The organism is Marinomonas maritima, assembly GCF_024435075.2.
Taxonomy (GTDB): Bacteria; Pseudomonadota; Gammaproteobacteria; order Pseudomonadales; family Marinomonadaceae; genus Marinomonas; species Marinomonas maritima.
Genome location: NZ_JAMZEG020000002.1, coordinates 13,777 through 38,051 on the forward strand (window position 1 = coordinate 13,777; position 24,275 = coordinate 38,051).

Consider the following 24,275-nt stretch of genomic DNA (forward strand, 5'->3'; position numbering starts at 1 on the left):
GAGTAGTAACAATGGCAAAAGAAATCGTTTTAACTGGTGTTACCACCACGGGCACACCACACTTAGGCAACTATGTTGGTGCTATACGTCCTGCGATAGAAGCAAGTCGTCAAGAAAATGCGGAGTCTTACTTTTTCCTTGCTGATTATCACGCATTGATTAAGTGCCAAGATCCTGAGCGTGTTAAACAGTCTCGATTAGAGATAGCAGCAACATGGCTAGCATGCGGATTGGATACTGACAAAGCAACGTTTTACCGCCAATCTGATATTCCTGAAATTGCTGAATTAAATTGGTTGCTGACGTGTGTCACGTCAAAAGGCTTGATGAACCGTGCGCACGCCTACAAAGGTGCGGTGGATGCTAATCTTGAGAATGAGCAAGATCCTGACTTTGGCATCACCATGGGACTGTTTTGTTACCCTGTTTTAATGGCCGCTGATATTTTGGCGTTCAATGCCCATAAAGTACCTGTTGGTCGAGATCAAATTCAACACATTGAAATGGCACGTGATATTGCGGGTCGTTTTAACCATCTGTTTGGTGAGCATTTTGTCTTGCCTGAAGCGGTGGTTGGCGAAGAAGGCTCGATACTCAAAGGCCTAGACGGTCGTAAAATGAGCAAGAGCTACAACAACACGATTCCCTTGTTTGATACTGAGAAAAAGCTACAAAAAGGTATTAATAAAATCAAAACGAATCTGTTAGAGCCTGGCGAAGCAAAAGATCCGAACGATTCTACGGTATTTGAAATTTACCAAGCCTTTGCAACACCTGAGCAGACGGCGCAAATGCGTCAGAACTTTGCAGAAGGTATTGCATGGGGTGAAGCGAAGAAGGAACTTTTTGCTCTGGTTAATGGTCAACTTAGTGAACCCCGTGAAAAGTATCTTGAACTGATGGCAAACCCTGCTCATGTAGAAGAAATTTTACAAGCAGGCGCTGAAAAGGCGAGAGCTCGTGCACGTATAATGATTTCAAACCTACGCAGTGCCGTTGGTTTGGTCAATTTTAAATAAAGGAGAGTTTTTGTGAGAACAACAGTATTTGCTATGCTTATGGCATTTTTTTTAGCAATTGGTGCAGGTGGTTATAGTGCCGATGTTCAGGCTAAAAAGTTTGGCGGTAGTAAAAGCTTTGGGAAAAGTTTTTCTATATCTAAACCGAAAAGTGCGACATCAGGAACCAACAAAGCGACTAATTCTGCAACCAACACGGGCACTAAAAAACCTGGCTTTCTAGGTGGCTTAGGCGGCGGGTTGTTGGGCGGCCTTTTGGTAGGTGGTTTGTTTGCTACGCTGATGGGAAGCGGTGCATTTTCTGGCATTTCTTTTGGTGACATATTGCTGTTCGCCTTGATTGGTTTCTTAATTTACAAATTCTTTATTGCACCGAAACGCCGTGCCGCTGCAGAATCTGCGGCTGGAAATGGGATGTTTCGTAACATGTCTGGGTCGGCTGATGAGAATGGTCAAACGTCACCAATGACTGGTATTTCAGGTTTTGGTGGTCAATCAGACATTAAGCTTCCAGAAGGATTTAATGAACAAACTTTTGTTGCTGAAGCAAAGAACCATTACATCACGTTGCAAAAAGCGTGGGATGATAATAATTTTGATGAAATTTTAGATTATGTTAGCCCTGAACTTTATAATCTTTTGGTTACTGAACGTGCTACTTACGGCGATAACAAGCCTCGTACAGAAGTTGTCTCTTTGATGGTTGAGATTGTTCGCGGTGAGCAAATTGGCTCTACGGCGTCTATTTCTCTCCAATTTTCAGGTTGGATTAAAGAAGGCGATGAGACATCAGATACTAATGAAATTTGGCATTTGGAAAAGAGTACATCAGACGCTAATGCAAATTGGACAATAGTTGGGATACAACAAGACAACTAATTGTTACTTAACGTTGCTCGTAGACTCGTCACTGTTTGTTTAAGCTAGACAAAACATGTGATGAGTTCTACATTACTCTAATTGAATTAAATTAAATATGGATTTGAGCCATGTCTGAAGTAGCACCTATTAAAGAAAACGGGAAAGCCTTATCTGAAACGAACAAAGGCGAATTGTTGCAGTATCTAACCTTTAAGTTAATTGACGAAACTTATGGTATTAACGTCATGCAAATTAAAGAAGTGCTTCGTTATAGCGAAATCGCTCCCGTTCCAGGTGCGCCTTCTTATGTGTTAGGTATCGTTAATTTGCGTGGTAATGTCGTCACGGTGGTTGATACTCGAGTACGTTTTAGTTTGCCTGAGTGCACTATTAGTGACGATACTCGAATTATTATTATTGAACATGACGGTGAACAAGTTGGTTTGCTTGTCGATGCGGTTCAAGAAGTGTTCTATTTATACCAAAATGAGATTGAGCAAAGCCCTAGTGTTGGTAATGATGAAGCGCTGAAGTTTATTCAAGGTGTTTATCAAAAAGAAGAAGAGTTGGTTATCTTACTTGAGCTTAATCGTATGTTTGAGCGAAATGAGGCTCTTGGTATCGAGGCAATGAATTAATTTACTCTTTGAAGTCGAGACTTTAATTAGGGTGAAAAAAACCATGTAGAACATGGTTTTTTTATGTCTGAAGAATAGGATTAATTTATCTTTCCCAATACGCTTCTTCTAAACTGTCTTCTCGTTCTGGTAACCCTCTGGAAAGCCTAGACGCGTTGTGAGCGAGTATTTCATAGCTAACGCGATTGGAGTATTTACAGATCTGAGCGAACGAAGAGTAAGCTAAAAAAGGAGCTGAGTGTTTACTTGAGTTTGGAATGGTTTCTTTGTGAAAATGGTTTGCTGAAATATCATGTAATAACGCGGATAACGCCCCATCACCCGCGCCATTGGTGTTGCGGATTTTTTCTGGTCCGCCCATGTAAGGGTCAATATGCGAAAAAACTTTAATCGGCTGTTTACAGGCTTCTCGTAACATTGGACGGCTGAATTCCCAACGGTTAAAATCTGCCAAACCACCTGACTTAATCGGGTTAGTGGTTTCACGTTTAAAATCGTCGTCAGTATGGCCGCAGAGATACATACCATCAGGGCCTGCTGTGAGTAAAACGATATCAACATACTCTAGCATTGCCTCAGCAGCTAGAAGTGGATCAGCAAAGCCTGTGAGTGCTTCTGCTTCTAGTTCGTTCATGGCGAGCACGTTTACATAGTTTTTAATGAGTTCAAGCAGTTCTTCTCGATGCTCTTCTACTAGATGCTTAGTGCCTAATGTTAGCACTGTTGGCACATGATGCTGATGAGCGTACTGCAACGCCGTTACCATGGCTTGTTTAATGGGTTTACCTTGATGTCTCAATGGGTAAGCGCAAGTGACTAGTGCCGCCGCCCCAGCGATGATGTTTTCTGGGATGTGGTCAGTATCGAGTTCATCCATGTCACCTGGTGCAATAGCGAAGGTTCGTTCGCCATCAGGTGTAATCAAGGTGATGCCGCGGCCAATATCTCCAGCCACGCCCTGAAGATGATTCATATCGACTTTACTGCTGGTGTGGCAGATATAGTGATAAGCTGGAGACCCCAAAGTGATATTGGCTGACATGACGCCAAGCAAAACAGATTTATCATCTGCCAGCACGGAGTAGTTATGGATCGTATTACCAATGGTTCCGCCAGCAAAATGATCCGATATACATTGCTGTGCTGTTAATTCGCTGTAAATTGCGGAGGCAGTCTCAGGGTCCACAAGGTTTGATAGGCCCTTTTGAATGTTGAATGTCTCTAGAAATTGATCGGAGACATTGGCAACCACATCGACAATGGTTTCATCCAACCCAACAATATAGGTGTCTTTATCAGGTTGTACTTCTGAAGTAGGTAACACCGGTTTTGGTTGAGATACCGGAAAATAATGTTTAAGTTTACGTCTGCCGGGAAATCTCATGGTAAGTGCTCATGGAATGGATAATAGCGCCAGTTTATCAAAAAATTGACTGGTCGGGCAGGATGAACACAAAGAAAGTAGGATGAAAATGAACGAATCAGAGTTAGATCGTTACAGCCGTCAATTATTATTGCCGAATTTCGATGTCCAAGGGCAGTTGAAGCTTGCTCAAGCGAAAGTGTTGGTGATTGGTTTGGGTGGGCTTGGGAATATTGCCGCGACCTATTTGGCGACATCTGGGGTGGGATATTTGACTTTAGCTGATGGAGATCAGTTGGAAAGCAGCAACCTTCCTCGTCAAGTGCTCTACGATGAAAGCCAGATTGGTCTAAATAAAGTGGTGGCCGCAGCAGAACAGCTTTCTCAAAAAAATGCGGCAGTGAAAATCCAAACTATTGCTCATAAACTATCTGGCGAATCGCTATCAAAAGCGGTTGAAGAAGCAGATGTTGTGTTGGATTGCACTGATAATTTCACTGCCAGACAGGCAATTAATCGCGCGTGTTTGGCGTTAAAAAAACCGCTGGTCAGTGCCGCCGCTATTCGATGGGAAGGCCAGTTAGTAAGCTTTTTGTACCATCAAAAATCTACGCCATGTTATGAGTGTCTTTATCCTTCGTTATCGGATCAGCAGTTAAGCTGCAATGAAAGTGGTATTGTTGCGCCTGTTGTTGGCTTATTAGGCGTTTTTCAAGGGCTTGAAGCGTTAAAGTTAGCCAGTGGCTGTGGTGAAGTTCAACACGGTTTGTTGCGACTGTTTGATGGATTTGAAGGTCGCTGGCGTGATATGCGTTTAACACCAGACCCAGAATGTGTGGCTTGTTCACTTTAAATTAGACAAGCGCTTGAAAACTCATAGATAGCCCCTATCTCAGTAATTAATATTTTTCTCTAAGAATTTCACCCGATTTTCGTTAGAATCGATCACAGCATTTTTAGCTTGTCATCTTTAGGTGTCAGGCAAGCATTCATTTACAGGAGCAATAACATGAGCGATGTAAAACACGCTAAACTGATGATTTTAGGTTCAGGCCCCGCTGGTTACACGGCGGCTGTGTATGCCGCACGTGCCAATCTTAATCCTGTAATGATTACCGGTATGCAAATGGGTGGTCAGTTGACGACAACGACAGATGTTGATAACTGGCCAGGTGATGATCAAGGCGTACAAGGTCCAGAATTGATGGAGCGTATGCGTAAGCATGCTGAGCGTTTTGAAACAGAAATTATTTTCGATCAGGTTAATAAAGTAGATTTAGAAAATCGTCCTTTCCGTCTAGAAGGTGATAGTGGTGTTTATACTTGTGATGCCTTGATCATTTCAACGGGTGCCAGTGCTCAATATTTGGGCCTAGAAAGCGAAACGAAATTCATGGGGCAGGGCGTATCAGCCTGTGCAACTTGTGATGGCTTTTTTTATAAAAATCAAGACGTAGCGGTAGTTGGTGGTGGTAATACGGCAGTTGAAGAAGCGCTGTATCTGTCTAATATCGCAAAAACGGTTACCGTTATTCACCGTCGTGATAAATTCCGTTCAGAGAAAATTTTGGCGGATAAATTGATGGAAAAAGCGAAAAACGGCAATGTGAAAATTGAGTGGTATTCTGAGCTTGATGAAGTGTTGGGTGATAGCGCGGGTGTGACAGGTGTTCGTATTAAGAACAATGAAACAGGTGAGTCAAAAGATCTCGCCGTTGCGGGTGTATTTATTGCTATCGGCCATAAGCCAAATACAGATATTTTCCAAGGCCAGCTAGAAATGAAAGATGGCTATATTAAAGTTCAAACTGGCTCGCATGGTAACGCAACTCAAACAAGCATTGATGGTGTTTTCGCGGCGGGTGATGTGTCTGATCACATTTATCGCCAAGCAATTACCTCAGCTGGAACAGGTTGTATGGCCGCTCTAGACGCTGAGCGCTTCCTTGACTCTATGGAATAAACTTCTTAGTAACATTAGGAAGTTAATAGACATAAAAAAACCGATCTTAGGATCGGTTTTTTTATGTCTTTAGCAGTGAGATAACGTCTTAGTCGTTATCCTATTGTGCGTTGTAAGCTTCAACGCCTTCAATGATGGCTTTTTTCGCTTCCTCGGCGTTTGCCCAGCCTTCAACTTTTACCCACTTGCCTTTTTCAAGGGTTTTGTAGTTTTCGAAGAAATGTTCAATTTGATCGCGTAGCAATTGTGGAATATCGTTCACGTCTTGGATGTGACCGTATTCTTTGCTTAGCTTTTCGTGAGGAACCGCAACTAATTTCGCGTCCATGCCTGCTTCGTCAGACATGTTTAAAACGCCAACAGGGCGGCAGCGAATAACAGAGCCAGGAACTACAGGATAAGGCGTAATTACCAATACATCTACTGGGTCACCATCGTCAGCTAATGTATTATTTACATAGCCATAGTTTGCTGGGTAAAACATTGGTGCCGTCATGAAGCGATCAACAACAAGTGCGTCCATGTCATGGTCGACTTCGTATTTTACTGGATTCGCTTGCGCTGGAATTTCGATGATTACGTTGATGTCATTTGGAACATCTTTGCCCGCTGGGATTTTGCTATAGCTCATGATTATTTCTTCCAATGTGTTAAATATGGGCAATATTATAAAAGCTAGACTGCTTCTATGCTAGTTGTGGAACGCATCCATTCGTAATATTCGCTATTACAATAGAATAAATTGAGTAAAAATAACTCTAAAGTGCGTTAACTTATTGCTTTCTTTCTGAATTTAGCTAGTCTTACACTGTGATCAAAATATAGTCGCGAGGACAGTAATGACAAAATCTGAGCTGATAGAGCTGCTAATCGATCAGCAATCCCATTTGCCGGTGAAAGATGTTGAGCAAGCAATTAAGGCAATGCTGGAGCATATGTCTGATTCTTTGGCGAATGGTGAGCGTATCGAGATAAGAGGCTTTGGTAGTTTTTCTCTGCATTATCGAGCACCTAGAATTGGTAGAAATCCTAAAACTGGAGAGTCTGTTGAGCTAAGTGCGAAATATGTACCTCATTTTAAACCGGGTAAGGAATTGAGAGAGTTGGTCAATTTACCTGATGACGAGATAAATGAACTTAACTAATTTACGTCTTATGCCTCGAAATCTTTGAGCTATCACGGCATAATATCGCCATTCTATTTTAGGTAGGTTGTTTTATGTTTAAATGGCTGAAAAGAGTTATTTACACCGTTCTCGTTGTATTTTTTCTCGCCGTGGGTGTGTTTTTTGCCATCCGAAATCCGCAACTTATTCCTCTTGATCTTGTTTTTTGGCAGGGTCCTCAATTAAGTGTTGCTCTCTATATCATTTTATCTTTTACGGTAGGTGCTTGTGTTGCTCTATTAATAAGCTCCATTGCATATATGCGAAGTGAGCGTCAGATTCGAGTGTTGACCCGAAAATACGAAAAAGCACGTGATGAAGTGGATACCTTACGTAAAGCCTCTATTACCAAAGAGCTTTCTGTCGGGAAGGAGTAATTGAGTTGACCGAAATTGGGTTGTTTTTTGTTCTATTTGTCGCGCTTTTTGTTGGCTGGGCAATGGGTCGTAAAAACTCGACTAAGAAAAATAAGCAGACCAAAAAAAGTATTCCTACCGATTATTTTCGTGGTCTAAATCATTTACTTAATGATCAGCACTCTGAGGCAATTGATGCCTTTGTCGATTCTTTAGAAGTCAATTCCGATACGTTTGATATACACCTTACACTAGGGAATTTATTCCGTAAGAAAGGCGAAATTCAAAAAGCCATCAACATACATCAAAACTTACTTGCTCGTCCTGAAATATCGCAACGTGAAATGCGCATGGTGCAATTAGAGTTGGCCAGCGATTTTATGTCGGCGGGTTTATTAGATCGAGCAGGGCGCTTGTTGCTAAACATGGCATCCACATCGCGGAAAAGCGAATTTCAGCCTAAAATTCTGACGTTACTGGTGGATCTCTATGAATTTGAACAGAGTTGGGATAAAGCGATTCAAATTGGTTCTGAGCTTATAAAAGAAGCGCCTACTAAAAAAGAGGTTAAACGCTTAGCGCATTTTCATTGTGAAATGGCGCAAGAGTTACAAAAAAAAGAGCAGTGGAAATTGGCGTTTCAGCACTACAAATTGGCTTTAGAGGTTGATCCTAGTTGTATTCGAGCAAGTATTGGAGCCGCAGACGTTTTAAACAGTCAGCGTCGTTATCGTGATGCAATCAAAGAATTGAAGCATGCAGCAGATCAAGATCCCGAATTTATCTCTATCATCATTCCTCAATTAAAAGAGTGTTATCAAAAAGTTTGGGGCAGCAGTGGTTACATCAAATTTTTACAAGACCAAAACCAAAAGAAACCATCCACCGCTTTGATTATGGCGCTTGTTCAGCATTATATGGAAACAGACAAAGATTACGCTGAAATGTTTTTGGTCGAACAGCTCAGGTTGCATCCAACAATTAAGGGTTTCAAAGAGCTGATTAGTTTGCAGCTTGCGGATTCTCAGGGTTATAACCAGCAACACTTAGTGGTTCTTTTTGAGCTTATTGATCAGCTTGTGCAAGCTAAACACAAATTCCAATGCCGTCAATGTGGTTTCTCTGGTCATCAACTGCATTGGCAATGCCCTAGCTGTAAAAACTGGGGTGTTGTTAAGCCTATTCATGGCTTAGAAGGCGAATAATACCAACGGTACTGTATACATTAATCGATAGAAACTGAAAGAAAGAGGACACTGAATGAGCTGCCAATCCCCTATAGTGGTTGCCCTAGATTACCCAACCATGGTGCAATCTATTGAGATGGCGAAACGACTAGACCCTAACCAGTGTCGAGTTAAAGTCGGTAAAGAGCTGTTTACAACAGCTGGTCCTGTTATTTTAGACGAACTGCATAAATTGGGTTTTGATATTTTTCTTGATCTTAAATTCCATGACATTCCAAATACCGTGGCGAATGCGGTGAGTGCTGCGGCCAAAGCAGGGGTTTGGATGGTAAACATTCATGCGTCTGGTGGTCGCCGCATGATGGAAGCTTCCGCAAATGCATTACAGCAATTGTCTGATAACAAGACATTATTAATTGCGGTGACTGTGCTAACAAGTATGGACCAATCTGATCTTGTTGAAATTGGCATTGATGCAACGCCTGAGCAACACGTTAAACGCCTCGCTGCGTTGGCGAAATCGTCGGGAATGGATGGTGTTGTTTGTTCTGCACAAGAGTCCAGTATGCTGTCTACGGAGCTTGGTAAAGACTTTGTATTGGTTACGCCTGGGATTCGCCCTGCGGGTTCTGATCAGGGTGATCAAAAGCGTATTATGACGCCTGCTCAGGCCATGGCCGCGGGCAGTCATTATCTTGTTATGGGGCGTCCTATTACTCAGGCCAAGGATCCTATTGCTGTGTTAACTCAGGCGAATATGGATTTGGGCGTGATGGCGTAAATTACTCTTAATGAGTCTTGAAGTCTGAGAAAAAACCTTTTATTCTAAAAACCACTTATTAGTGTTGGCTTATTGGCGATACATTAAGTGGTTTTTTTTATTGGCAAGATGCCATGCCCCATTTTAAAAGGATGTTTATATGAAGAACTTAAATCGTATTTTTCGTGTCTGTGTTTTCCGCTCACTGTTTGTTATTTCCCTGGCTTTAACGCCTTTTTCACTTTTTGCCGCCACACCTTTGGATATTAATACCGCAACAGCTACTGAGCTTTCAGCGGTTATGTCTGGTATTGGTATAAAAAAAGCGGAAGCTATTATCGCTTATAGAGACGCCAACGGGCATTTTGAATCTATTAGTCAATTGGCAAGAGTAAAAGGAATCGGCCCTAAGACTATTGACCGTAATCACACGGTGATTCAAGTACTGGATGCGGACAATAAAATAAATTAAGCCTTAGTAAGTATGGAAGATAAGCTAACTTTTGGTTTGTTTATCTTCTAATGCTTGTATAGCTTGGTGCTGAGTGATAAACACTTGGCCAGTTAAGTTATCAAGTAACTTTGAATCTTTTAACCTATCCATCACTGGTCCTTTCACTTCCGATAAGTGCAGTTTTACATCAGAATCGGCTAAACGATCGACGATTTTTTCCAAACTTTGTAGCGCGCTTGCATCAATCATATTGACGGCGGTACACATTAGTATCAAATGTCTAATGGCCGTGTTTTGTGAAACCAAACTTTGTAATCTTTCTTCAAATACTCTGGCATTGGCAAAGAATAAGTTTTCGTCAATACGCACAGTAAGAATGCTTGGATGAGTTTCTACCGTAAAGCGTTGTACATTACGAAAATGCTCTGTCCCCGGTAGTCTGCCAACAATGGCGATGTGTGGGTGACTGGTATGCCATAGAAAACACAAAATCGAAAGAATTACGCCAACAATCAAGCCCGTTTCCATACCTTCAATCATTACGACGCTAAAGGTAATAATTAATAAGCTGGCCTCTTTTTTAGAAAAGCGCCATAAGTTGCGTAGGTCTTGTACACTGACCAACTGCATCATAGAGATAGAAATAATGGACGCTAAGATCGCTTTCGGTAAATAATAAAACAAAGGTGTTAGAAAGAGTAACGTGAGCAATATCAATAAGGCTGAAATAATGCCTGTCATTGGGCTTTTTGAACCACAATCTGCATTTAATACGGTACGAGAAAAACCACCAGTAACAGGAAATGCACCACACATTGCAGAACCTATATTGGCCAGACCAAGCCCTACAAGCTCCTGATTCGGGTCAATGTCTTGACGTCGTTTAGCGGCAAAGGATTGCGCCACGGATACCGAACCAATAAAGCCAACAATACTAATCAAAAAAGCGCTGGGTAATAACTCTTCGACTATCTTCCAGTTGATGCCTTCCATATTGAGCGTTAATGGTTTGATCGGCACGCTACCAATAATACTGACGCCCATGTTTTCAAGAGACAATAGAGCAACGGTTACTGTCGCTGCAACGACCACCAAAACAGGTCCTGATTTGCCAAACAATTGAATGGCTTGCGCTGAGCAGCCGAGACTTTTTAATAAGGTAGCAAAATAGCGACGCATCAATAAAAGAGAGGTGATAGACGCTAAACTTAGGATAAAAGTGGGTAAATTTATATTATTCACATGAAGGTACAGGCTATGCACTAGAGGTAACAAAGTGTCACCTTCAGATTGAATGCCTAACAGGTACTTGAGTTGCCCAATGACAATTAATAAGGCAGAGGCGCTAATAAAACCGGAGATCACAGGGTGGCTTAGTAGGTTGGTCAAAAAGCCCAAACGTAATAAGCTCAACACTAATAAAAACACACCAGACATGAAGGCTAATAGAATCGCTACAGTGGCGTATTGTTCGGTGCCAGAAACGGCAAAGGGCAAAACGGCAGAGGCGGTCATGACAGAGGTTAACGCCACGGGTCCCACTGCGAGTGAGCGACTGGTGCCAAATAAAGAATATAGAATAGAAGGTAAAATACTGGCATACAGCCCCGTAATAGCGGGTAAGCCTGCTAGCATGGCATAAGCTAAACTTTGTGGAATGACCATGATAGTGAAGACGATACTGGCGACGGTATCACTTTTTAAATCAGCATCTTGGTAGCTTTTGAGCCAAGTTAGCGCTGGTAAATATTTAGCAAATTTTTTCATGAGGTTCTGATGCCAAGTGATGGGAGTGTTAGGCTCTGTCTGCTATTTTCAGTCAGTAGTAAATTACCTGCTCGTACGCTCATTCTTTCTTAGTCACATGAGTCTTAGTGTGTTGAATATGGTACTTTTTTGGTGCCTTATTTGATAGGGCAGCGACCGATAAAATCTCATTAAGTTATAAGCTTATCTCTTTATGTGTTCATCTTGGAATTGAGGTCTTTTTAGACGACGTCTGAATAATGGAATTTGGTTGTTTTCAACGAGAAGGTGAACGGAAATACCAGACGCCGTAGGTAAAATTTGCTAGTCTGTTGAGTCGATTGTAAAGCTTAGGAAAAACCCGTGTCGCAAGAGTTTCAAATTGTTTCATCTTACTCACCCGCAGGCGATCAGCCAAAAGCCATCGAAAAATTGGTTCGTGGTGTAGAAGCTGGCTTGGCTCACCAGACTTTATTAGGTGTAACGGGCTCCGGTAAGACTTACACCATTGCCAATGTGATTTCTCAGGTTAAGCGTCCAACGATAGTCATGGTGCACAACAAAACCCTGGCGGCGCAGTTGTATGGGGAATTCAAAGAGTTCTTCCCGAACAACGCCGTAGAATATTTTGTGTCTTACTACGATTACTATCAGCCTGAAGCTTATGTGGCTGCATCAGATACCTTTATCGAAAAAGACTCGTCAGTCAATGAACACATAGAGCAAATGCGGCTGTCTGCCACTAAAGCGTTACTTGAACGAGAAGACGTTATTATTGTCGCAACCGTATCGGCGATCTATGGTTTGGGTGATCCTCAGTCTTATTTGAAAATGATGTTGCACTTGGATCGAGGTGATCGTATTGATCAGCGGGCAGTGTTGCGTCGCTTGGCTGAACTGCAATACACCCGCAATGACTTGGTTTTAGAGCGCGGTAATTTCCGAGTTCGTGGCGATGTTATTGAAGTTTTCCCTGCGGACTCTGAAGAGACGGCAATTCGTATCGAGCTTTTTGATGACGAAGTTGAAAACTTATCGATGATTGATCCTTTGACGAACAAAACTATTCGTAAAGTCCCCCGTGTCACTATTTATCCGAAAACGCACTATGTGACGCCAAAAGAAACGGTTGTTGCTGCCATTGAGCGAATTAAAGTTGAGTTAGATCAGCGCCTAGAGCAGCTTAAATCTTTGAACAAGCTGGTTGAGCTACAACGTCTAGAACAGCGTACTCGCTATGATTTAGAAATGATGCAAGAGCTGGGTTATTGTAATGGCATAGAGAACTACTCTCGTTATTTATCTGGTCGTGAAGAAGGCTCGCCGCCACCGACGTTATTTGATTACCTACCTGCGAACGCATTATTGGTTATCGATGAATCCCATGTGACGGTGTCGCAGATTGGGGCTATGTATAAAGGGGATCGTTCTCGTAAAGAAAACCTTGTTGAATATGGTTTTCGATTGCCTTCTGCGCTTGATAACCGACCAATGCGATTTGAAGAGTGGGAACAGATTAAACCGCAAACTATTTTCGTTTCAGCCACACCAGGGAAATACGAGGCAGAGCATCAAGACTGGGTAGTAGAGCAAATTGTTAGACCAACAGGTTTGATTGACCCCATTCTAGAAGTCCGACCTGTAGCGACTCAGGTAGACGATTTATTGTCTGAAATTAACCTAAGGGCGCCTATTGGTGAACGCGTTTTAGTCACTACGTTAACTAAACGTATGGCGGAAGATTTAAGTGATTATCTGAGCGACCATGGTGTTCGCGTGCGTTATTTGCACTCAGACATTGATACTGTAGAGCGAGTCGAGATCATTCGTGATCTACGCTTGGGTGAGTTTGACGTCTTAGTGGGTATCAACTTACTGCGGGAAGGATTGGACATTCCTGAAGTGAGTCTTGTGGCGATTCTTGATGCCGATAAAGAAGGCTTTTTACGCTCGGAAAAATCCCTGATCCAGACCATCGGTCGTGCGGCCCGTAACGTCAATGGTAAAGCCATTTTATACGCCGATCGCATTACCGGTTCAATGGAACGAGCGATCAGCGAAACAGATCGTCGTCGAGAAAAACAAAAAGCACACAACGAAGAGCATGGTATTACACCAGTAGGCATCACCAAATCCGTGGAAGATATCATGGAAGGGGCTTATAACCCAGGTGCAGGAAAGCGTGGTGGTAAAGCTAAAAAAGTGGCTGAAACAGCCAAAGATTATCAAGTGGAAAGCATGGAAGACGTAGCTCAGGTTCGTAAAGCTATGATCCAGTTGCAGAAAGAAATGATGCAAGCGTCTGAAGAGCTTAAATTCGAGCTGGCTGGTGGTTATCGAGATCAGATTCGTCAGTTGCAGAAAAAACTAAAAGACGTTGGTGAGTCGTAACTCTTGGATTCAAAGAAAAAGGAGCCTTGAATGGCCATTACCCTCAGAAGCTACAACATTATTCGTGTTATCGATAACGGTGTAATAGTGAACTGTACTGTGCTTGAAATGTGTTATGACTATGCTCTTGTTAAATTTAAAGATAAAAAATACAAGGTTCCTTATGGCTTGATTGATCAAGTAATCGGCCACGAACTGCTTGTCCCTTTAAGTGAATAACCTATTTAAAACAAAGGCTTCAAAAAACACGGAAGAAGGCTTGTCAAAACCAACTCTCTGCGTATAATAGCCAACACTTTTTAGGACTATAGCTCAGTTGGTTAGAGCGCATCCTTGACATGGATGAGGTCGGCAGTTCGAATCTGCCTAGCCCTACCAAATTATAAAGCCTCGACGGTTAGTGACTGCTCACAACGTCGGGGCTTTTTTGTATCTGCAAACTATAAAGTTAAACATTCCTAAACAAAACAAGCTGAAAATAGTTAATTCTTTTCTTATGATTCTTAATATTTGATCATCTAGTGTTCAGTTCATGTTCATTGTGTGGAATCTTTTGCGCGTAAGAGGTTTTTGAAGAATGGTAGGATGTCTAACCTAGTCTACTTTAGCCTTTTATTAGTAAAACCTTAGTTCAATAGTGGCGTCTGAAAATTCGTTCTTTAGGGACTCCGAAAACCCATTTAATTTTCGGAATGATGAATTAATAACCCAACACATTAGGCGCGGGTAAGACGGCACGAGCCTAACAGGTCACTTAATAGGGCTGTAAGCCAATAGTGGTAAGGCTTTGGCGGCTTTATTTGTTAGGCTGTTAAGCAATTAAGGTGTTTTTCTAAACTTAGAATTTAGGAAATTGCATTAGTCGCTTCTTGCTGGTGTTCTACACTCTCTTTATCTATTATTTAAAAATAAAGTTATAATAAAACACTTAATAGCCTAACAGAAACGGCTAGAACCCTTGATGGTATGGACCCACTTTAATAGACATCTCATAGCTATATAATAATAGGTAAACATGAGGTGAATTATGAGTGGAAAACGTTATACCGATGAGTTCAAAATTGAAGCCGTTAAACAAGTCACTGAGCGCGGCTATAAGATTGCAGAAGTGGCTGAGCGACTTGGCGTTAGTTACAAAAGTATGCATGATTGGATTGCCCGATACAGCAAACCAGAAGCGAATAGAAAAGCGGACGATTCAGTTCGACGCGACGAAGTTGCGCGACTTTATGGAGTTTCAGAGTCATTGTTTGAAGGTTTATCTCTTACTAAAAGAACAATCTATGCCTTACTGCCTTACTGCCTTACTGCCTTAAAGCGTTGGAAAAGTGATTCTTCGATTAAAAAATGAGGCATTAAAGATCTTAAAGCGAATTTTTGCTTTCCTTTAAATGTAAGTTTTGGGCGCTAGCAAAAAGTTACACGCTCAGCAGAGCGGAACCAAGCTTGCAAACTAGGAAGCGTTGAGAAGTAACAAATATACTTGAAGATCCAAAGAACAACCCCATTCTCCGCCTTCCCCTTGAAAACAAAAGGGGAAGGGACTTGGTGCTCAGTAAACGTTACCTTTTGTGTTTGAAAACCTGATGAAGTCAGCTCGACGCGACGAAGTTGCGCGACTTTATGGAATTTCAGAGTCAGTTAAAAATGCTCTTCTGATCAACACTAAAACGATCTATGTCTTACTGCCTTAGAGCATTGTATACGAAGCATTTGAATGACATTAAAAAACCATCTTATAGCATAAGATGGTTTTGGGTTTTACTTGAGGGGTGTAGGTTTAGTGGCTAATACCACTTCCTCCTACGACAGTAATATTATAAGGCGTTCCTTCAACGACTACGGTGTCGATTTCTGAGAAATCTTTTGTGCTAATGCGACGTACTAAACCAGCAATTGGGTCCGTCATGATGATTTCATCTCCCGCCATTGCTAGGCGCGGGCGTGGATCGTTCCAGTGTCCGTCCATGCTGTATGGTTTAGTGACACGTGCACTGTCTTCAATTTCACCGTTTAATAAGTTGATTCGGTGGATTTGTCCATCTTCTGTTAAGACATAAGCATTTTGGATTTTTACGGGGTCAAGAATGAAGTCAATACGTCGAAAGGGAAGTTCCACTAGCTGCATGTAAGGTGATTCTGTCGGATCGATGATAGCTAAGTTCTTGGCACCGTAGCTAGCTAAGAATACTTGGAATGATTTTGCGCCTTTAAGTGTGCCCGACATTTCGTCTTTGGGGAAGTTTGAAGGGTAAGGTAACATTTTATATTGAGTTTCGTTCTTACCTGATTTTGCTACTAGGACACCTTCCTCACAGCCGACCGCTAGGTAAGTGCCTGAAAAAGCTTCACCATGCAGTCCAGTACAGGTTTGCAAGTCTCCGGTCGGTGTTCCATCTGAACTTACGTTTTGTAAGCCAATACGTGGTGGCGCATGACCTTCTTCAGCCTCGTCCGATGCGATGCTTGATAACCAGTTGTCGCCCCAAGGTACAACGATGCCATGATGTGCATGTTTTTGGTGAATTTGTGTTTCTTTGATAGTGCCTTTGGCTAATTCAGCGTTGTCTAATACGCTGGCGTAACCGCCTTTGTCAAAGTTAATTGACACGCGATTACCATGGTCAATAACATGAAAGGGTCGTGGGCCCTGTATGGATGCTTTTACTGCCTCTGGGTCATGGATTTCGATATCTGCGTGATCACCATGATTATGGGTATGGAATCCTGATTGAATGAAATTTACCTGATCATGATCAGATTGTACGGCAACGATGACAGAGTTATCAGCAACAGAGTAAAGCTTTGTCTGCCCTATAGTATTGAATGTCCAATGCTTTTTTGGTGTATTTAAGTCAAAAGCGGTTACGCGAGGAGCGTCATGATCGCCAACAAATACGCGATAAAGTGTCACGTTGTCATCATCATGATGCTCGCTTGCAATTGCGGCCGTAGCCAAACTCATCGCAAGAAGGCTAGCGCCGCCAAGAAGTTTTATCATTCGGTTTTCTCCATTAAATGTATCGTTGTTTTGTTCGCTTGTAGAGCTGCTTTGCAGGCATTTATACAAATAAGATTGAGCATTATTTGATATGTTATAATATAACTTAATTTTTACAGTTACAACGCATCAATACCAAAGTGACTTTCTTAATCGGGGAAAGCATCGCGTGACGGGGCTATAAAACTAGGGAGTGCCTTACGATGTAGGGAGCGTCGCAAAAGCGATTTTTCGATAAAAGAAATTAAGCATTAAAGATCTTAAAGCGAATTTTTGCTTTCCTTATAAGCGTAAGTTTTGGGCGCTAGCAAAAAGTTGCCCGCCCAGCTTTTTTCTGAATTAAGGAGCGGAATAAAGTTTAGGAATGCAAAGTGTTTGAATGGAACATGAATTCCACGTCGGTCTGAAGCCGCGACTTACAATGAAAGCTCCGCTTTCGGCACATTACGCTGCGCTAATGATGCCCTACGGCCTTTGGTGTTACATCGTTGAAGTCCCGATGAAGTTAGTTCGACGCGACGAAGTTGCGCGACTTTATGGCGTTTCAGGGTCATTGCTTGACGAGCTGTCTCCCGTCGAATAAACCATCTATGCCTTACGATATAACGAGCGTACGGGAACAATCATGTTCTTACGCAGAAAAGGAGGCATTAAAGATCTTAAAGCGAATTTTTGGTTACTTTTTGGGCGCTAGCAAAAAGTTACACGCTCAGCAGAGCGGAGCCAAGCTTGCAAACTAGGAAGCGTTGAGAAGTAACAAATATACTTGAAGCTCAAATAAAAAAAGCCCCGTATGGCGGGGCTATAAAACTAGAGAGTGACATACGATAAGGTCACGCGCTGTTGTTACACAGCATTCTGACCCGATGACGCACTTTTCAATGCGTCATCAAGATGCAGATCGGTTTGAAGATGAGCCAATGTTTTAGCTCTTTAGCTCGCCTTGAAAAATGTATTAAATAACATTTTTATTTAGTGATGTGCTTTTTAACACTTCATCCAAATGTAACCATGTTTCGATCACGGTATCTGGGTTAAGGGACATGCTTTCGATTCCCTGAGCCACTAACCAGTCAGCAAAATCGGCGTGGTCGGATGGACCTTGGCCACAGATACCAACGTATTTACCTTGTTCGCGACAGGCGGTAATCGCCATTTTTAGCAGTTTTTTGACGGCAGGATTGCGTTCGTCGAACTTGTCAGCGATCAATCCAGAGTCGCGGTCTAGCCCTAGCGTCAATTGGGTTAAATCGTTTGAGCCGATAGAGAAGCCATCGAAGTATTGTAGGAATTCATCCGCTAATAATGCGTTGGATGGTAATTCGCACATCATAATGACTTTTAATCCGTTTTCGCCACGAGCCAAACCTTGTTCTGCTAGAAGCTCGGTGACTTGCTGTGCTTCTTCTAAGGTACGCACAAACGGAATCATGATTTGTACATTGGTCAGTCCCATGACGTTACGAACGCGACGGATGGCTTCACATTCTAGGGCGAAGCAATCGCGGAATGACGCATCTATGTAGCGCGCCGCACCACGGAAACCAAGCATTGGATTTTCTTCGTCTGGTTCAAACAACGGACCGCCGACAAGGTTGTGGTATTCGTTTGACTTAAAGTCAGACAAACGCACGATGACTGGCTTGCTGGAGAAAGAACACGCCAATGTGGCTACGCCTTCGACGAGTTTATCGACGTAGAATTCCACTGGGCTGTTGTAACCCGCGATTCGGTGGTCGATTTCTTCTTGTAAAGCAGGTGTCATGTCTGTGTAGTTCAATAGCGCTTTCGGGTGAATGCCGATCATGCGGTTGATGATGAATTCCAATCGAGCCAAGCCAATACCCGCATTGGGTAGCATGGCAAAGTCGAAGGCGCGGTTTGGATTGCCGACGTTCATCATGATTTTGACCGGTAGCTCTGGCATGTTGCCGACTTCAGAAGTGATGATGTCGAATGGTAATTCGCCTTGGTAAACAAAGCCCATGTCACCTTGTGCACAAGAGACGGTCACGCTTTGTCCATCTTTTAACACGTCTGTCGCGTCGCCACAGCCAACCACAGCCGGAATGCCGAGTTCGCGTGCAATAATGGCCGCGTGACAAGTGCGTCCGCCACGATTGGTGACAATCGCAGAAGCGCGCTTCATGATCGGTTCCCAATCTGGGTCGGTAATATCGGTTACTAATATATCGCCTGGTTCAATACGATCCATTTCGGCAATTGAAGACAATACTTTGACTTTCCCTGTGCCGATCTTGTGACCAATGGCGCGACCAGTGATCATTACGCTAGATGTTTGTTTTAGGTTGTAACGCTCCATGCTTTGGGCGTTGCCTTGGCTGCGTACGGTTTCTGGTCGAGCCTGAACAATGTAGATCTTGCCGTCGATGCCATCTTTTGCCCATTCAATGTCCATCGGACGTTGGTAATGGCTTTCGATGATGCACGCTTGGCGAGCAAGGTCTTCAATCTCATCATTGGTGAGTGCGAAACGATTTTGATCATCTAAAGCGACTGGCACGATTTTGACAAATTCGTCATCGCCGCCGACGTCGGCGTATTCCATTTTTTGTGCTTTGCTGCCTAGGCTCTTACGGACAACGGCAGGGCGGTTCGCTGCAAGTGTTGGCTTGTGAACGTAGTATTCATCTGGATTGACTGTACCTTGTACAACCATTTCGCCTAAACCGTACGCTGCCGTGATGAAAACGACTTCGTCAAAACCAGATTCTGTGTCTAGGGTGAAAAGTACACCGGAAGCGCCAATGTCACTGCGCACCATTTTTTGAATACCAGCGGACAAAGACACGCCTTGGTGTTCGAAGCCTTGGTGTACACGGTATGAAATAGCGCGATCGTTAAAGAGGGATGCAAAAACGCGTTTGACGGAGGCTTTGATGTCTGCCAATCCTTTGACGTTTAAGTAAGTTTCTTGCTGACCAGCGAAAGAAGCGTCTGGTAAATCTTCTGCGGTCGCGGATGAGCGAACCGCGAACGAGGTATCGTCGGCGTTGTCTTCACATAAAACGGCGAAAGCGGCTTCGATTTCTTGGTCAAATTCAGTCGAGAAGGTAGCGTCTTCAATCCATTGGCGAATTTGTGCACCGGTTTTCGCAAGCGCGTGAACGTCGTCTACGTCCAAAGCGCCAAGTGTTTGGTGAATTTTTTCGTCTAGGCCACTTTCTGTTATAAACGTTTGATAAGCATAGGAAGTGGTTGCGAAACCGTTTGGTACTTGAATACCTAGGTCTGTCAGGTTAGAAATCATTTCTCCCAAAGAGGCGTTTTTGCCGCCAACTTCACCGACATCTTCCATATGAAGATCTTTAAACCACTTAATAAACTTGCTCACAAGAGACTCCAGTTTTTTTATAAATTAATAGTAGGAATAGTTTTATAGCCAGTTTCTTTGTACATCAGGTCTTAGCGCTTTAGGTGCTTGTCAAAGTACTTGATCTGGGTTCATTGTATGTAGGGTAGTTGCTTTGAATAAAATCGATTATTCGATGTAGTTTTATTTCAATCGAAAAAACGAATGTCGTTAGATAACAACAAAATAGGTGGAAATTGAATGAAAGTGTATTTTGTCTCAGATGGGACTGCGATCACGGCAGAGGTGTTTGGCTCGGCAATGTTGTCGTTTTTTGATGTGGCAGTAGAAACAAAAAGCGTGCCTTTTTTGACCACTAAAGATCAGGCTGAAGGATTAAAGCAGCAGATTAACTTGGAAGTGCAGCAAGGTATTGCGTTGTTGGTTTTTTATACTATTTCAGATATAGCCATTCGAGATATTGTCCAATCTTGTGATTGTCACTGTTACAATTTATTTGGCGATTTACTGCTGCCTATTGAAAAAGCCTTAGGGGTTAAAGCACAACCCACTGCGCGAAAAGCACATGGTATGAAAGAAGGGGTTTATGATGGGCGTATAGATGCCATCAACTATGCGCTGGCAAACGATGACGGCGCATCCATCAAAAATTTCGATCAAGCGGACATTATTTTACTGGGTGTCTCTCGCTCTGGAAAAACACCGACCAGTTTGTATTTAGCCATGCAATACGGCATTAAAGCGGCAAACTACCCGATTACCGAAGATGATTTTTCTTCTCCAGGTTTGCCCAAGGTGCTAAAAGACCACAAGAAAAAACTGTTTGGATTGACCATAGACGCTCAGCGTTTGCATGAAATTCGTACAGGCCGTATGGCGGCGAGTAAATACGCGTCTTCTCGTCAATGTCGTTATGAGGTAGACGAAGTGGAGTCCTTGTATCGCCAAGAGCGCATTCCTTTTTTGAACTCGACAAAACTGTCTGTGGAAGAAATTTCCACCAAAGTGATGGCAGAAATGAATTTGGTGCGTCACAGACAGTAAGACTGAACCGGAAAACAATCGAATAATTCGATGTATTGACGCTTTAGTGTGGAAATATAGACAAAAAAGTAATGAAAAAATTTGGGTTAGGTCAAAAAAGCATGACGAACATGAAGAGTAAGGCCCCTAATATAGAACCATAATGACAATTTGTTGTGTAATTACTAAATACCCCAGAGATAGAGTGTGTAGATAATGTTAAGAGCAGCGCTAACTTGGAGAGTATTTAGTGAATATGCTCTATAATAACGATTAATCGAACGTATTAGCCGCTTGGTCCACGTGACAACCGAGTGCAGGAATCGTTCTGAATAGTAAGATGTTCATATTTCTACTTTATAAAAGGGTGTCTTATTAAAAAAACCAAGGATAAAAATACATTGAGTAATAAAAAAATTAACGACCCTCACATGCAGCGCGAAGCGTCTAAGTACGACAACCCGGTACCAAGCCGTGAATTCATTCTAGAGTTTCTTGCAACCCAAAATAAAAGCATGGGTCACTTTGACTTATGTGCTGCATTTTCGCTGACTGGCGAAGATGAAATAGAAGCCCTCCGTCGTCGCCTCATTGCTATGTGTCGAGACAGCCAGCTAACCAGTAACCAAAATGATGAATACACGCCGATTTTGGAAAGTGACCTAATAGAAGGTTATGTTCAAGGCAATAAAGAAGGTCATGGTTTCTTGTTACGTCAAAACGATGACGATATTTTCCTATCTTCTCGTCAAATGCAGAACGTGATGGATGGCGATAAAATAAAAGCACGTCTTTCTGGTCGCAGTGTTAAAGGCCGTTTAGACGGTGTTGTCGTTGAAGTGCTAGAACGTAAGCATATCCAAATGGTTGGTCGCTATTACCTAGAAAAAAATGGTCAAGAAAGCGGCACCGCATTTGTAACACCAGAGAATCCTCGTATTGCGCAAGATATTCAAATCACCACAGATTCTGGTTTAACACCAAAACACGGCCAGTATGTTTTGGCTGAAATTGTGTCTTATGCGGAACGTGGCAAACCAGCACAAGGTCTTGTTAAGAAAATTCTTGGTGACTTTATGGCACCGGGTGTTGAAATTGAAGTGGCGATGCATCGTTACGAGATTCCTCACGAATGGCCGGCGGCGGTTGAGAAGCAAGCCAAAAGTTTTACCGAAGAAGTATCAGAAGAAGACAAAGCACATCGAGTGGATCTTCGTGAGACACCCTTTGTGACGATTGATGGCGAAGACGCGCGCGACTTTGATGATGCCGTATATTGTGAGAAAACCGCTGGTGGATGGAAGTTGTTTGTCGCCATTGCCGATGTTTCCCATTATGTGAAAAAAGACTCCGCATTGGATGAAGAGGCCATTGTTCGTGGTAACTCTGTTTACTTCCCAGGTAAAGTGATTCCGATGTTGCCGGAAGTCTTGTCGAACGGTTTGTGTTCCTTGAATCCAGACGTTGATCGTTTGGCGATGGTGGCAGAAATCTCGTTGACCACGAAAGGCAAGATGCGTGGCTTTAAGTTCTACGAGGGTTTGATTCGTTCTCATGCTCGCTTGACCTATTCTAAGGTCGCGAAAATGATTGCTGCGGAGCCAGAAGAGCAAGGAATGGAGTTACGCGAGCGTTACGCTTCTATTGTTTCTCATATTGATGACTTGAACGGTCTGTATCACACATTAAAAGGCGCCCGTGATGAACGTGGTGCAATGGAGTTTGATACCATTGAAACCCGTATGGTGTTCGATGAAAACTCCAAGATAGAGCATATTATTCCCGTTGAGCGTAACGATGCTCATAAATTGATTGAAGAGTGTATGTTGTGCGCCAACGTGGCGACGGCAGAGTTATTGATTAAGGCGGACTTGCCGGCTTTGTTCCGTGTGCATGAAGGTCCAAAAGAAGATCGTTTGTTAACGCTGCGAACTTACTTAGGTTTGCTAGGATTGGAGCTGATGGGTGGTTTGAAACCAACCCCAGACGATTACGCAAAACTGGCAGAACAGTTAAAAGGTCGTGCGGATTCTCGTAGCATTCAAACCATGATGTTGCGTTCTATGTCCCAAGCGGTTTATCAAGCAGATAACTTAGGCCACTTTGGTTTGAATTACGAAGCCTACACTCACTTTACGTCGCCTATTCGTCGCTATCCGGATCTGTTAGTGCATCGTGCGATTCGTTATTTGATTCGTGGTGAAGGCCGCCCAGATGTGCGTCAGGCGCATCGTGTAGCGGGCAGTCTTGAGCTTAAAGAGCGTAAAATTTACGGTTACGATCATGCGGATATGGATGGCTTTGGCGATTCTTGTTCTGTGACAGAGCGCCGTGCCGATGAGGCAACGCGTGACGTAGAGGCTTGGTTGAAATGTCAGTACGTTGAGCAACATCTTGGCGAACCTTTTGTTGGAATTGTGACCGCGGTGACCTCGTTTGGTTTGTTCGTTGAGCTACAAGGTTTATTTGTCGATGGCTTGGTGCATATTTCAGGGCTTGGGCAAGATTACTTTGTTCACGATATGGAGCATCAAGCGATTATTGGCGAGCGTACAGGTCGTGTATTCCGTTTAGGCGATACATTGAAAGTCACTGTGGCCAGTGTGAATCTTGAGCAGCGTAAGATCGATTTAAGCTTGGATGATGCGGGCGCATCGCCATCGCGTCCTCGTAAAAAGGTAGAGCGCAACGACAGTACCGAGCTGGAAATGCAATTGGCTCAGTTGCCTCCGATTGAATTGGGTGGACGACCTAAACCTAAAGCGGCTAAAAAAGCAGACGTTAAAGGTGAGAAAACCACTAAAGACGCTAAAGAGCCAGATGGCAAAGCCAAGAAAAAGCGCCGTCCTCCTGTTTCTAAGGGCAAGCGTATTAGACAGAAGAAATCGGCGTCGGCAGCCGCTGCAGCAAGTGGTAAACCGGCCAGCGCGGCGGCCAAAAAGCCTAAAAAACCGAAGAAGCCAAAAAAGAACAATGCCAAGCCAAAAGCGAAAGATTGATTTAGCGTTTTTTG

The 24,275-nt window shown here is 43.0% G+C and carries 20 protein-coding genes, 1 tRNA gene and 1 pseudogene; 17 read left to right on the forward strand and 5 right to left on the reverse strand.

The genetic code is table 11. The features are described 5' to 3' along the window. Positions 1 to 11 precede the first annotated feature (11 nt). The 3 genes from M3I01_RS06140 (at position 12) to M3I01_RS06150 (ending at position 2,518) form a co-directional block, all read left to right on the forward strand. A complete protein-coding gene (locus M3I01_RS06140; protein WP_255894828.1) occupies positions 12 to 1,019 on the forward strand; it encodes a tryptophan--tRNA ligase in 1,008 nt (335 codons plus the stop codon). Positions 1,020 to 1,031: 12 nt separating this feature from the next. Next, positions 1,032 to 1,898, forward strand: a complete 867-nt coding sequence (locus tag M3I01_RS06145) for a Tim44 domain-containing protein (protein WP_255894829.1) — start codon at positions 1,032 to 1,034, stop codon at positions 1,896 to 1,898. Between the two features lie 110 nt (positions 1,899 to 2,008). Then, positions 2,009 to 2,518 (forward strand): chemotaxis protein CheW, encoded by a 510-nt coding sequence (locus M3I01_RS06150; RefSeq protein WP_255894831.1) that lies wholly within the window; start codon positions 2,009 to 2,011, stop codon positions 2,516 to 2,518. 85 nt (positions 2,519 to 2,603) lie between these two features. Here the strand turns inward: M3I01_RS06150 and M3I01_RS06155 are convergent, their stop codons facing one another. After that, positions 2,604 to 3,902, reverse strand: a complete 1,299-nt coding sequence (locus tag M3I01_RS06155) for an inosine/guanosine kinase (protein WP_275564976.1) — start codon at positions 3,900 to 3,902, stop codon at positions 2,604 to 2,606. An 82-nt stretch (positions 3,903 to 3,984) separates the two neighbouring features. On the opposite strand from M3I01_RS06155, the gene M3I01_RS06160 reads away from it, so the two are divergent. Together M3I01_RS06160 and trxB are read left to right on the forward strand one after the other, a co-directional pair. Next, positions 3,985 to 4,734, forward strand: a complete 750-nt coding sequence (locus tag M3I01_RS06160; RefSeq protein WP_255894833.1) for a HesA/MoeB/ThiF family protein — start codon at positions 3,985 to 3,987, stop codon at positions 4,732 to 4,734. Between the two features lie 156 nt (positions 4,735 to 4,890). Beyond that, positions 4,891 to 5,844: a thioredoxin-disulfide reductase gene (gene trxB / locus M3I01_RS06165; protein WP_255894834.1), complete on the forward strand. Its 954-nt coding sequence runs from the start codon at positions 4,891 to 4,893 to the stop codon at positions 5,842 to 5,844. A gap of 100 nt (positions 5,845 to 5,944) precedes the next feature. On the opposite strand, the gene ppa is transcribed toward trxB, so the two are convergent. Beyond that, positions 5,945 to 6,475 carry an inorganic diphosphatase gene (ppa, locus tag M3I01_RS06170; protein WP_255894836.1) on the reverse strand — a complete coding sequence of 177 codons (531 nt, stop codon included), beginning with the start codon at positions 6,473 to 6,475 and terminating at the stop codon, positions 5,945 to 5,947. A gap of 208 nt (positions 6,476 to 6,683) precedes the next feature. Here ppa and ihfB point away from each other — a divergent pair, with 208 nt between their 5' ends. The 5 genes from ihfB to M3I01_RS06195 all read left to right on the forward strand — a co-directional run bounded on the left by ihfB (position 6,684) and on the right by M3I01_RS06195 (position 9,785). Continuing rightward, positions 6,684 to 6,989, forward strand: coding sequence for an integration host factor subunit beta (ihfB, locus tag M3I01_RS06175; RefSeq protein ID WP_255894840.1), 306 nt, complete (start codon positions 6,684 to 6,686; stop codon positions 6,987 to 6,989). A 74-nt stretch (positions 6,990 to 7,063) separates the two neighbouring features. After that, positions 7,064 to 7,387: a LapA family protein gene (locus M3I01_RS06180; protein ID WP_255894843.1), complete on the forward strand. Its 324-nt coding sequence runs from the start codon at positions 7,064 to 7,066 to the stop codon at positions 7,385 to 7,387. A 5-nt stretch (positions 7,388 to 7,392) separates the two neighbouring features. Continuing rightward, positions 7,393 to 8,571 (forward strand): lipopolysaccharide assembly protein LapB, encoded by a 1,179-nt coding sequence (gene lapB / locus M3I01_RS06185; protein ID WP_255894844.1) that lies wholly within the window; start codon positions 7,393 to 7,395, stop codon positions 8,569 to 8,571. A gap of 55 nt (positions 8,572 to 8,626) precedes the next feature. Continuing rightward, positions 8,627 to 9,334: an orotidine-5'-phosphate decarboxylase gene (pyrF, locus tag M3I01_RS06190; protein WP_255894847.1), complete on the forward strand. Its 708-nt coding sequence runs from the start codon at positions 8,627 to 8,629 to the stop codon at positions 9,332 to 9,334. A gap of 139 nt (positions 9,335 to 9,473) precedes the next feature. Next, positions 9,474 to 9,785: a ComEA family DNA-binding protein gene (locus M3I01_RS06195; protein WP_112140248.1), complete on the forward strand. Its 312-nt coding sequence runs from the start codon at positions 9,474 to 9,476 to the stop codon at positions 9,783 to 9,785. 24 nt (positions 9,786 to 9,809) lie between these two features. Here the strand turns inward: M3I01_RS06195 and M3I01_RS06200 are convergent, their stop codons facing one another. Then, the gene (locus tag M3I01_RS06200; protein WP_255894849.1) at positions 9,810 to 11,534 is read right to left on the reverse strand and encodes a SulP family inorganic anion transporter; all 1,725 of its coding nucleotides are present in this window, start codon (positions 11,532 to 11,534) and stop codon (positions 9,810 to 9,812) included. Positions 11,535 to 11,876: 342 nt separating this feature from the next. Here M3I01_RS06200 and uvrB point away from each other — a divergent pair, with 342 nt between their 5' ends. From uvrB to M3I01_RS06220, 4 genes and pseudogenes are all read left to right on the forward strand, one after another. Continuing rightward, positions 11,877 to 13,904, forward strand: coding sequence for an excinuclease ABC subunit UvrB (uvrB, locus tag M3I01_RS06205; protein WP_255894856.1), 2,028 nt, complete (start codon positions 11,877 to 11,879; stop codon positions 13,902 to 13,904). 30 nt (positions 13,905 to 13,934) lie between these two features. Further along, positions 13,935 to 14,123 (forward strand): hypothetical protein, encoded by a 189-nt coding sequence (locus M3I01_RS06210; RefSeq protein WP_112140242.1) that lies wholly within the window; start codon positions 13,935 to 13,937, stop codon positions 14,121 to 14,123. 82 nt (positions 14,124 to 14,205) lie between these two features. After that, a tRNA-Val gene (locus M3I01_RS06215) sits at positions 14,206 to 14,282 on the forward strand. A 649-nt stretch (positions 14,283 to 14,931) separates the two neighbouring features. Further along, positions 14,932 to 15,132, forward strand: a pseudogene (locus M3I01_RS06220) (transposase); the annotation flags it as partial. 552 nt (positions 15,133 to 15,684) lie between these two features. On the opposite strand, the gene M3I01_RS06225 reads toward M3I01_RS06220, so the two are convergent. Beyond that, the gene (locus M3I01_RS06225; RefSeq protein ID WP_255894858.1) at positions 15,685 to 16,905 is read right to left on the reverse strand and encodes a hypothetical protein; all 1,221 of its coding nucleotides are present in this window, start codon (positions 16,903 to 16,905) and stop codon (positions 15,685 to 15,687) included. 421 nt (positions 16,906 to 17,326) lie between these two features. On the opposite strand from M3I01_RS06225, the gene M3I01_RS06230 reads away from it, so the two are divergent. Beyond that, on the forward strand, positions 17,327 to 17,488 hold the full coding sequence (locus tag M3I01_RS06230) for a hypothetical protein (RefSeq protein ID WP_255894859.1): 162 nt from the start codon (positions 17,327 to 17,329) through the stop codon (positions 17,486 to 17,488). Between the two features lie 372 nt (positions 17,489 to 17,860). Here M3I01_RS06230 and ppsA read toward each other — a convergent pair whose 3' ends face one another. Beyond that, positions 17,861 to 20,260 carry a phosphoenolpyruvate synthase gene (gene ppsA / locus M3I01_RS06235; RefSeq protein WP_255894861.1) on the reverse strand — a complete coding sequence of 800 codons (2,400 nt, stop codon included), beginning with the start codon at positions 20,258 to 20,260 and terminating at the stop codon, positions 17,861 to 17,863. Between the two features lie 219 nt (positions 20,261 to 20,479). Here ppsA and M3I01_RS06240 point away from each other — a divergent pair, with 219 nt between their 5' ends. Both M3I01_RS06240 and rnr read left to right on the forward strand, forming a co-directional pair. Next, positions 20,480 to 21,283 carry a pyruvate, water dikinase regulatory protein gene (locus tag M3I01_RS06240; protein WP_255894862.1) on the forward strand — a complete coding sequence of 268 codons (804 nt, stop codon included), beginning with the start codon at positions 20,480 to 20,482 and terminating at the stop codon, positions 21,281 to 21,283. A 410-nt stretch (positions 21,284 to 21,693) separates the two neighbouring features. Then, a complete protein-coding gene (rnr, locus tag M3I01_RS06245; protein ID WP_394358977.1) occupies positions 21,694 to 24,261 on the forward strand; it encodes a ribonuclease R in 2,568 nt (855 codons plus the stop codon). Positions 24,262 to 24,275 lie beyond the last annotated feature (14 nt).